General features: G+C 57.3%; 11 protein-coding genes. 3 read left to right on the forward strand and 8 right to left on the reverse strand.

All coding sequences use genetic code 11. The features are described 5' to 3' along the window. Window positions 1-13: 13 nt before the first annotated feature. The 7 genes from ybeY to ENN66_09600 all read right to left on the reverse strand — a co-directional run bounded on the left by ybeY (window position 14) and on the right by ENN66_09600 (window position 7,121). Window positions 14-460 carry an rRNA maturation RNase YbeY gene (ybeY, locus tag ENN66_09570; GenBank protein ID HDS16833.1) on the reverse strand — a complete coding sequence of 149 codons (447 nt, stop codon included), beginning with the start codon at window positions 458-460 and terminating at the stop codon, window positions 14-16. 6 nt (window positions 461-466) lie between these two features. Beyond that, window positions 467-1,438 carry a PhoH family protein gene (locus tag ENN66_09575; GenBank protein HDS16834.1) on the reverse strand — a complete coding sequence of 324 codons (972 nt, stop codon included), beginning with the start codon at window positions 1,436-1,438 and terminating at the stop codon, window positions 467-469. After that, a complete protein-coding gene (locus tag ENN66_09580) occupies window positions 1,438-2,535 on the reverse strand; it encodes a DegT/DnrJ/EryC1/StrS family aminotransferase (GenBank protein ID HDS16835.1) in 1,098 nt (365 codons plus the stop codon). The genes ENN66_09575 and ENN66_09580 overlap by 1 nt, the downstream gene beginning before the upstream one ends. Window positions 2,536-2,609: 74 nt before the next feature. Next, complete coding sequence (locus tag ENN66_09585; protein HDS16836.1) at window positions 2,610-3,296, reverse strand: hypothetical protein; 687 nt, start codon at window positions 3,294-3,296, stop codon at window positions 2,610-2,612. Between the two features lie 114 nt (window positions 3,297-3,410). Then, a complete protein-coding gene (locus tag ENN66_09590; GenBank protein ID HDS16837.1) occupies window positions 3,411-4,565 on the reverse strand; it encodes a DNA photolyase in 1,155 nt (384 codons plus the stop codon). Further along, window positions 4,543-5,493, reverse strand: coding sequence for a hypothetical protein (locus ENN66_09595; GenBank protein ID HDS16838.1), 951 nt, complete (start codon window positions 5,491-5,493; stop codon window positions 4,543-4,545). Before ENN66_09595 ends, ENN66_09590 begins: the two co-directional genes overlap by 23 nt. Next, window positions 5,490-7,121 carry an L-aspartate oxidase gene (locus ENN66_09600; protein HDS16839.1) on the reverse strand — a complete coding sequence of 544 codons (1,632 nt, stop codon included), beginning with the start codon at window positions 7,119-7,121 and terminating at the stop codon, window positions 5,490-5,492. Before ENN66_09600 ends, ENN66_09595 begins: the two co-directional genes overlap by 4 nt. A 176-nt stretch (window positions 7,122-7,297) precedes the next feature. On the opposite strand from ENN66_09600, the gene ENN66_09605 reads away from it, so the two are divergent. The 3 genes from ENN66_09605 to ENN66_09615 are packed head-to-tail and all read left to right on the forward strand — an operon-like array spanning window position 7,298 to window position 9,067. Then, window positions 7,298-7,501, forward strand: a complete 204-nt coding sequence (locus ENN66_09605; GenBank protein ID HDS16840.1) for a cytosolic protein — start codon at window positions 7,298-7,300, stop codon at window positions 7,499-7,501. A gap of 6 nt (window positions 7,502-7,507) precedes the next feature. Beyond that, window positions 7,508-8,776, forward strand: a complete 1,269-nt coding sequence (locus ENN66_09610) for a spore maturation protein (GenBank protein ID HDS16841.1) — start codon at window positions 7,508-7,510, stop codon at window positions 8,774-8,776. A gap of 6 nt (window positions 8,777-8,782) precedes the next feature. Next, window positions 8,783-9,067: a hypothetical protein gene (locus tag ENN66_09615; GenBank protein HDS16842.1), complete on the forward strand. Its 285-nt coding sequence runs from the start codon at window positions 8,783-8,785 to the stop codon at window positions 9,065-9,067. Window positions 9,068-9,187: 120 nt separating this feature from the next. Here the strand turns inward: ENN66_09615 and ENN66_09620 are convergent. Continuing rightward, a partial coding sequence (locus ENN66_09620) for a GNAT family N-acetyltransferase (GenBank protein ID HDS16843.1) occupies window positions 9,188-9,542 on the reverse strand: 355 nt, incomplete at its 5' end.

Consider the following 9,542-nt stretch of genomic DNA (forward strand, 5'->3'; position numbering starts at 1 on the left):
ACGCTTTACGCTGTTAACCGGCACCGTTCAAATCAGCCTGGCCCAGAGCCAGATCGAACAACTCGTCCTGACGCTGATCCATAACCCGGGCGACCTCTTCGCCGACCCCGACATGCTCATAGCCCAGCAGATGAAGAATGCCATGAATCAGGTAGTACACCAGCCCCTCTTCCAGGGAATAACCCAGAGCGGCCGTTTCCCGGGAAATGGTTTCAACCGAGACCACGATATCCCCGAGATGTCCTTCCGTGCGATCCTGCGGAAAGGATATCACATTCGTCGGCCATGAACGACTAAAAAATTTTTCATTAAGCTGCGTTATCAGGGCGTCGTCAAGAATCTCGATCTCCAGGTCATCATCGCCGATTTCAAGCGCCAGCAAAACCGGCGCGAGGAAACGACGCACCAGCTCAAGATCGACTTCCGCAACCGCCTGCCGACAGCTAAGATAAAGTGCCATCCCGCCTCAACCCCGCTTTCCAGCAATCTCGTCATAGTGCTCGTAGGCCGCGATGATCTGCTGCACCAGTGGATGACGTACCACATCCACCGCCCCCAACCGACAGAAACCCAGTCCCTTGACCTCACGCAGAATCTTCTGTACCGTAACCAGGCCGGATTCCCGACCGGGCGGCAGATCAATCTGGGTGACATCACCGGTCACCACGGCTTTCGAGGAAAAGCCCAGCCGGGTCAGAAACATTTTCATCTGCTCATTGGTGGTATTCTGCGCCTCATCAAGAATCACAAAGGAATCATTCAGGGTCCGCCCCCGCATGAAAGCCAACGGGGCTACTTCGATGACCCTTTTATCCAACATTTCCCGCGCCTTGTCAAATGAGACAAGATCATACAGGGCATCGTACAACGGGCGCAGATAAGGGTCGATTTTTTCCAGCAGATCTCCCGGCAAAAAACCCAGCCGTTCCCCCGCTTCGACTGCCGGCCGGGTCAGGACAATCCTTTCCACCTTATGCTCGCTCAGGGCGGCCAGGGCCAGGGCCATCGCCAGATAGGTTTTACCGGTCCCGGCCGGACCAACCGCGAAAACAATATCATGTCGGCGAATAGCGTCAATATATAATTTCTGGCCCCGGCTCTTGGGTGAGACAAAACGGCGCTTGCCGCCTTTGCCGCGAATATAGACCTTATCGAGAAAAATTTCCCGCAGCACCGCGCTCCGATCGGCGGACTTGATGCGCCAGGCGTATTCAATATCACCGGCATACAACGGATGCCCGCTCGTCGCCAGTTCATAAAGCTCGGCCAGCACTGCCAGGGTCAGCTCCGCCGGTAACGCCTCGCCCTCGACCATGACCACCGTGCCCCGCGTATTGATCGTGGTTCCTGAACTTTTGGCCAGCTGGCGAAGATTTTCTCCGTCTTCACCAAAAAGCGTCTGCAGCACCCCGATATCGGCAAAATTGAGTTTATACATTAAAGGGTCCGGTTAAGACGCAGCAAAGTCTCAATAATGCCTTCCTGCACGGCTCTGTCGAGAAAGGGATGCATCGGCAGAGAAAAAATCTCGGTCGCAACCCTTTCCGCCACCGGCAGATCACCTTTCCGGTAACCAAGTTCGGCAAAAGCGGGCTGTAAATGCAGGGGCACGGGATAATGAACCGCCGTCGGGATGCCCGTCGCCTGCAATCCGGCCGTCAGCTGCTCGCGGTGCGGGGAACGCAGCGAATACTGGGCAAAGACCGAAAGACAGCCTGCCGCGACCGCCGGCGGCTGAAAATCCCCCTTAAGCCCCCGGCTGTAAAATTCGGCGACTTCATTACGCCGCCGAATTTCATCCGGGAAATGCGGCAATTTTGCCAGCAGCACCGCCGCCTGCAGCGTGTCAAGCCGACTGTTGCAGCCGATCATCTCATGATAATAACGCTGCCGCTGGCCATGATTACGCAGGGCCCGCAGTTTTTCCGCGGCGGCCCCATCGTTCGTGAACAGCATGCCTCCGTCGCCGTAACCGCCCAGGGGTTTGGACGGAAAGAACGAGGTCGCGGCGAAATCGCCGAAACTGCCGCAACCGCGCCCCTGCCGCCGGGCCCCCAGAGATTGGGCCGCGTCTTCAATCAGCACCAGGTCGCGCCGGCGGGCAATCTCCTCGATTTTTTCGTAATCCGCGGGATGACCGTAGAGATCGACCACGATCAGCGCGCGCGTGGCCTCGGTAATGGCGGCCTCGATAAGTTCAGGGTCGAGATTATAGGTTTTTTCCTCGATATCGACAAACACCGGCCGGGCTCCGGCCAGCGCGATGGTCTCGGCCGTCGCGATAAAAGTAAATGGAGTCGTGATAACTTCATCTCCAGAGCCGATTCCGGCAGCCATCAGAGCCAGCAGCAGGGCATCGGTCCCCGAGGCGCAGGCCACCGCTTCGCGCACCCCAACCATTTTCGCCAGGGCCATTTCGAGCTCGCCAACCTGAGGACCATTGATAAAACGGGTTGTTTCCAGAACTTCTCGTAAAGCTGCGTCAATTTCGGTTTGATAGGCCAGGTATTGGGCTTTCAGATCAACAAATTCCATAAAACCATCATGCCTTTCTCATAAATAGTGTAGATATCGATTTCCGTGCGGGGTCGCTCAGACGACCCGAACCTTCAGTTCTTCACCGCGCTCTCGACGCTTTTCAATCGGGCCAGAAAAAAAACCATCTTTTCGACCTCGGCCGCGACCAGTGGCAAAACCATACGATAATTACGCTCATACTCCGCCACCAGGGCCGTCTCGCCGATGTCGGTAACCCCTCTTAAAACCAGCGCCGGAATCCCCATCCGCCGGGCGACCCGGACAATCGAGGCACCCTCCCAGTCCGCCGCCAAGGCCAGATAGCGGGCATGTAATTCCTCGCGGACCGCCGCGGTATCGGCATTCCGATCGGCCGAAGCCAGCGGCCCGCAGCGCAGAGCCGAAAATTCCCGCTGCAGAGCACTCACCAGCAAAGGATCACAATCGGTAATCGGCACCGGCTTATGCTCGCTGCTGAAATCATATTCAATCACCCGGGACGCCAGCACCAGATCACCCACCGCCAGATCGGGAGCCAGACCGCCACAGGAACCGAAATTAAGTACCAGCTCAGCGGAAAAACGATCGATCAACATCTGCGTGGTCGCCGCCGCCATCACCTTGCCCAGCCCAGAAGTGGTCACAACCACCTCTTTACCTGAATAGTCGCGGCGATAAAAATGGCGGCCCGCAATCTTCTCCAGATGCCAGTTGCCCACCGCCAGCAAAGGCTGTAACTCATGCCGCAGCGCGGCGATCAAAGCAATTGTTTTAAACATCGTCTCTGAAAAATGGCTACAAGGCTCGATGGCCTCGCAAACTTCAGGGTTTTCAGTTAGGGGTTCGCTCGGTCTCGGGGATTTTGCCAGACCGGCCGTCGCAGACGCGGCCCACTACGAAGCTCCGGCGGCCGGCTCCCGATAACGAACACAGCACCGGTCCAGCCAGTGACTCAATTCCTGATTGTCGGCCGGTGCGTAGCCGAAGGTATCCTGCCAGAGATACTGATCCTCCATGCAGAAGTAGATGAAAACCTCGGGCGCGTAGCTTTTGATTTCATCGACCAGAAAACGATAGAGCCGGCGACGAATGGCACTGAAATAACGCTGTTTGCCATCCCGACCACGAATAAATTCACCGGCGGTGATATTGCTGCGGGGATGGTTCCAACGCAATTCATCTCGGACCTTAGGCATGAACCGAAAGGCACCGATTGAAATCCAGATAATATCGTCGCCCCCCAAATGCTCAAAAATCAAGGCCACGGTCCGGCGATACTCGTCCTGCCAGCCCTGAAAATCAAACAGGGGGTCAAAATGGAGGCCGATGCGATAGCCACGCCGACGACAACGGGCGGCCGCCTGCAGACGTTCGGTCAGACTCGCCGCATGCCCCTCCTCCCGAGCACTGACGCTGGGCGCATTGAGACTCCAGGAAACAATGGTTTCCCCGATCTCACCCGGATAATCAAGCAGAGAGGCGATCGCCACACTTTTGGTTTTGAGTTCGAGGACGGCGTGCCGACAAGATCCGAAATAATCGAGCAGCCGGGGCGCGAGCCCGGTCAGGGGGTCCATGAAGAGGCTATCAGTAAATTCCCCGGTGCCGATACGATAGAAAACCCCGGGCCGCTCAAGCTCGCGATCGAGCTCGGCAAAGGCCTCCTCCAAATTGACAAACTGGGTGATGAAAGGATTATTGAGATAGCCCTGCAGGACACAATAGCTGCAGCCGATATTACAACCCAGGCCCAGATGCAGAATCTGGTAGAGACAACAACGGTAACTCTCGTCCGTCCCCGGGCAGGCCTTGAGAAAGCGACCGCGATGACGGGCCAGCAGCAAAGTACTCAACGGGCTGAAACGCCGACTTAAATGCTGCAGTTTTTCGGCATCGGGACGCTCGACGACAACCACCTCGGCCTGAGGAAGACGACCGCGAATAGCTTGAGTCAAGGGCAGGTCAAAGATCTCTTCTTCAATCAAAAGGGTTGTCGGTCGAAGCAGTGAGCGTGCGTATTTGGCTTCAGGGTCGACGACAGATTTCATTCACATTTTCCCCGGTCAGGACGGTCAGCTTCTGCAAGGCGTCCTGCCACTCCCGGACCCCGTTAAAGGTAAAACTCAGACGATAATCTCCCCCCTCGAAATCGGGAGGCGGCTCCAGCTGCAACCGGGCCGGCCAGGATAGCTTTTCAAGCCGCGCGGCAAAGTCACGGCGTGCCTGGGTCAGATTAGGATAAAGAGCACACTTGAGATAATCCCGCAGAACCTCGCCGTCGACCCTTTCCGTCTCCGGAACCTGAGCCACCTTGACGGCTGCCGCCAGCGGCTGCGTCGGAGCACAGCCATCACGCCGGGACAGATCATCGATGCGACCAACCACTTCCCGCAGTTTATTGCGCCGCAGACCACTGACCGCGACCAGTTCCAGCAAGGCCTGACAGGCCTCCGGCGACCATTCTCCCAACAGATCGACCGTCTCGCCGTCAACCGCGCCGGCCGCCGTCAGAGCACGTAAGCCTTCGGGAAAAGAGGCAATAATCCGGCAGCGTTTTATAAATCGCGGACGCCGGGGCAGAGCCAGGGCCGGCATAATCTCCCCCTCCAGCCGGGCCGCCGGGAAAAGCTTTTCCGCAGCAAGATAGATATCCGCCGTTTCAACCAGATTAAACTCCCGAATCGCTCGGTTATCCCACAAGGCCAGACGAAAAAGCTCCGCTTCGGCACAGTTATCGGCCATCGCCATGACCAGCACGGAAGTCGCCTCCGTTCGCTCGCGCAGGTATTCCAGGCGCCGCCGCCCGCAAACGATTCTGAAACCGTTTTTTCCTTCCATCAGCAAAGGAGGCTGCAGAACGCCGACTGCGGTTATCGACTCCGCCAGTACGGCCGGAACGGGGCCCCAGGAAAACGGAAAAGAGCGATCCGCGAAATCAATCTCAGCCAAGCTAATCACGCCATGCGATTTTTTCATAAACCAATCTTCCGACTGTAACACTGGCCGTTTTCAATCACGGTATCCACCAGCCAGTTATCGCTGTCCAGCTCAGGATAATCAATATTGCAGTGCAGACCGCGGCTCTCTTTGCGATACAGGGCCGAAGTAATAATTAGATCGGCAACCACGGCAATATTGCGCAGTTCCAGTAGATCCACGGACAGGGCCTGATCCCAATAAAATTCATGCAGCTCATGAGCGAGAAAATCAATGCGCCGCTTGGCGCGCAGCAGGCGTTTATGAGAACGTACAATCCCGACATAATTCCACATGAAACGGCGAATCTCATCCCAGTTCTGGGTGATGACAACCTTTTCGTCGGGATCGTCTTTATGCGTGTAACGCCAAACCGGAAACGTCGGCAGACTGCCGCGGGCGCGTCGCGCCACCTGTACGTCGGCCGCAGCCCGGGAACTGAAAACCACTGCCTCGAGCAGAGAATTGCTGGCCAGCCGATTGGCCCCGTGCAGACCGGTGCAGGCAACCTCGCCGGAGGCATAAAGTCCGGGCAACGAACTGCGGCCATATTCGTCAACCTGAACCCCTCCACAGAGATAATGCGCCGCCGGAACCACCGGAATGGGCTCCTGAGTGATATCCAGACCTAGTTTCAAACAGGTCGAATAGATCAGGGGAAAACGTTCACGAACAAAAGAAGCCGGTTTAAAACTGATATCCAGAAAAACACAGTCATCCCCCCCCTTCTTCATTTCATAGTCGATGGCCCGGGCGACAACATCCCGGGGCGCGAGCTCCCCGCGTTCGTCATGGCGGACCATGAAAGGCGTACCATCCTTGAGTTTGAGAATCGCGCCTTCCCCGCGAACGGCTTCGGAAATCAGGAAATTCTTGACCTGGGGATGATAGAGACAGGTGGGATGAAACTGAAAAAACTCCATATTGGCGATGCGGACTCCGGCCCGTTGCGCCATGGCCACGCCGTCACCGGTGGCGATATCGGGATTGGTCGTGTAGAGATAGACCTTGCCGGCTCCGCCGGAAGCCAGCAAGGTAGCACCGGCGACGAAGGTGTGAACCCTGCCGCTCTTGCGCTCAAGGGCATAGGTTCCCCAACAGTAATCATCCCGGTGGCTGGCGCCCAGCCATTTATGGGCGGTCAGCAGATCGATGGCCGCCATATCCTCCCAGATAACGATATTGCGATGCTCCCGGCAGCGGGCGATCAGTACCTCCTCGATCTCCCGTCCGGTCCAGTCGGCGACGTGAAGAATCCGACGGCAGGAATGTCCGCCCTCCCGGGCCAGGTCATAACCGGTCGCCGAAGCCGCATCCCGACTGAAGGAAACCCCCATGTCGATCAGCCTGCGCAGACAGACCGGACCCTGACGCACCACCAAATCGACAATCTCCCGGTGACCCAGGCCGGCTCCGGCCCGCATCGTATCCTCGAGGTGATCGGCGAAGGAATCACTGTTGTCGAGTACCGTCGCAATTCCGCCTTGAGCAAGATTGGTATTGGTATCAGAAATTTTCTTTTTTGTGATGATATGCACCCGTCCCAGATCAGCGACTTGCAAAGCAAAGAAAAGCCCCGCGATACCACTACCCAGAACCAGGAAATCACTTTCGTGGTTAGTTGTCATGAATGCGCTATAGCATAAAAACAAACACCTTTAAAGCAATAACCTTGTGTCCGGGCAGATAAAAATAATGGTTGACGGACGAGCCCCGGTATGCTTTTAGGCAGAAGCGGAGCCTGAATTAATGAATTCTCAGGATCAGACCTGAAAAACCGCCCCAACCTCAGGGAGAAACCGGCATGGATTGTAAACAAAAACTTAACCTGGAAGACTGCAATTGCAGCTACGAGCCCTGTTCCCGTAAAGGTCTGTGTTGCGACTGCCTGCGCTATCATCTGAAAAATCGCCAGCTGCCGGGCTGCTGTTTCCCCGCCGGCGCGGAAAAAACCTACGACCGCTCTTTCGCCCATTTTGCCCGCCTGGTTCAGGAAAATCTGGTCTGATTCCCTTTGAACCTTCTCTTTTTTCTGTTTATCACGCTGTCCTTTCTGGTTGCGGGCTGGCGTCAGCTGAACGGGACGGCGACCGTAGGGGTTCAGCCTCCGCTTGAGGCCCTGACCGGCGCCATCATCACCAGTGCCGGCGAGGCCGTACAACTGGCCCTGGGCCTGATCGGGGTCATGGCACTGTTTCTCGGCCTGATGAAAATCGCCGAGGAAGGCGGCCTGCTGAAAATCGCAGCCCGCGCCATTCGCCCCCTGCTTTATCGACTGTTTCCCGAAGTTCCGGCTGAGCATCCGGCCATGGGGGCCATGGTCATGAATCTGGCCGCGAATCTACTGGGCCTCGGCAATGCCGCCACCCCATTCGGAATCAAAGCGATGCAGGAGTTTGACACCCTGAACCAGGAACCGGGAACCGCCACCGACGCCATGGCCCTGTTTCTGGCCATCAACACGTCCAGTATCACCCTGCTGCCGACCGGAGTGATCGCCCTGCGGGCGGCGGCGGGCTCCGGCAATGCCGCCGGCATCCTGCCGACCACTCTCTGCGCCACTATCCTTTCCACCACGGTGGCGATTATCAGCGCCAAGCTCCTGGCCCGTTTCAGCCGCAGAAAGGAAAACCCAGCTCCGCCAACCCGCTCTACAAGCCAGCACGAAGCTTCCGCCACACAACGCTGGACGATGCTGAAATTATGCCTCGGTTACGGCGGCTTTGCCGCCCTGATCTTTCTGATGGTGCTTTACGGGCAACAGCTTTCAGGCGGGATTGTCCCCGTCCTGATGGTTGCCGTCTTGAGCTTTGGCGTCATCCGCAAGGTTGCGGTTTACGAGGCGTTTGTCAACGGCGCCCGCGAAGGTTTTCAGGTCGCGATGAAAATCATCCCTTACCTGGTCGCCATCATGGTCGCCATCGGCATGCTGCGCGGCAGCGGCGTCATGGAACTCATGACCACGACCATCGGCCCCTGTACCGCCGCCCTGGGTTTACCGGCCGAGGCCCTGCCGATGGCCCTGCTGCGCCCGTTGTCGGGCTCGGGCGCCTACGGCATTCTGGCGGCCACCATCAATAATCCGGCGATCGGCCCGGACAGCTATACCGGTTACCTGGTTTCCACGCTCCAGGGTTCCACGGAAACCACCTTCTATGTAATGGCAGTCTATTTCGGCGCGGTCCAGATCAAGAAGGTTCGTCACACCCTGGCCGCCGGCCTGCTCGCCGACCTCGCCGGGGTGATCGGGGCGATTATCGCCTGTAAAATTTTTCTCTCGTGAAAATTCATGCCCGACTGGCTGCTTAAATCCATCCTGCTGGTTTTTATGATCCATAGCCTGGTTTTTGCCGGTCTCTGGCACAGACGCCGCAAGCTTGCCCTGCTGCTGGCGGCGGGCGCTTTTTTTCTGCTGATGCTGGCCATGGGACTGCGCCTGCGCTGGCCGGAAAGTCGCCTGCTGGGCATTCGAGCCCACTGGTTTCTGAGAGTTCCGGCCTGGGGACTAGCCGTCTGCGGCCTGGCCATGGGCTATCGGGAACGTCGCCGAAAAGTACGCCCCGACAAGATCTGAGAAGGTTGTCCGAAAAACGGGACCGGTAAAAAACGGGGCGAAAGCAGCCTCAACCACAACAATTATGCAAGCGAAAATTTTTAAGGGCGGGAATCCTGCGATCACAAAATCAGCGGGGTTCTATCCGGCGTTCTCGGTGCGGCCCGCGCCCGAAGTCTGCAGATCCAGACTGATTCTGACAATGCCCCCCTCAAGGGAACGGCGCTGTTTAAAACCCAGGCTGCGGGCCAGGGCCAGCATGCGCTGATTCTCGATCAACACCTCCGCCACCAGTTCCTGAATACCCCGTTCCTTAAGATAGTTGATCATCTTGACCAGCAGACGGCGCCCCAGGCCTTTTTCCTTGATCTGAGAAAGCACGATGATAGCAAACTCCGCCTTGCGGTTATCGAGATCGCTAACCCCACGCACCACCCCCAGGGTTTCACGGCCGCCGTCGGGGGTTTCCGCCGTGGCAATAAAAGCCATTTCCCGA

It is taken from the genome of Pseudomonadota bacterium (assembly GCA_011049115.1).
In the GTDB taxonomy this organism is placed as follows: Bacteria; Desulfobacterota; Anaeroferrophillalia; order Anaeroferrophillales; family Tharpellaceae; genus DSCM01.

Excerpts from the sequence above, each read along its gene's own strand:
- ybeY (HDS16833.1), bottom strand. The coding sequence starts at position 460 with ATGGCACTTTATCTTAGCTGTCGGCAGGCGGTTGCGGAAGTCGATCTT.
- ENN66_09575 (HDS16834.1), bottom strand. The coding sequence starts at position 1,438 with ATGTATAAACTCAATTTTGCCGATATCGGGGTGCTGCAGACGCTTTTT.
- ENN66_09580 (HDS16835.1), bottom strand. The coding sequence starts at position 2,535 with ATGGAATTTGTTGATCTGAAAGCCCAATACCTGGCCTATCAAACCGAA.
- ENN66_09585 (HDS16836.1), bottom strand. The coding sequence starts at position 3,296 with ATGTTTAAAACAATTGCTTTGATCGCCGCGCTGCGGCATGAGTTACAG.
- ENN66_09590 (HDS16837.1), bottom strand. The coding sequence starts at position 4,565 with ATGAAATCTGTCGTCGACCCTGAAGCCAAATACGCACGCTCACTGCTT.
- ENN66_09595 (HDS16838.1), bottom strand. The coding sequence starts at position 5,493 with ATGAAAAAATCGCATGGCGTGATTAGCTTGGCTGAGATTGATTTCGCG.
- ENN66_09600 (HDS16839.1), bottom strand. The coding sequence starts at position 7,121 with ATGACAACTAACCACGAAAGTGATTTCCTGGTTCTGGGTAGTGGTATC.
- ENN66_09605 (HDS16840.1), top strand. The coding sequence starts at position 7,298 with ATGGATTGTAAACAAAAACTTAACCTGGAAGACTGCAATTGCAGCTAC.
- ENN66_09615 (HDS16842.1), top strand. The coding sequence starts at position 8,783 with ATGCCCGACTGGCTGCTTAAATCCATCCTGCTGGTTTTTATGATCCAT.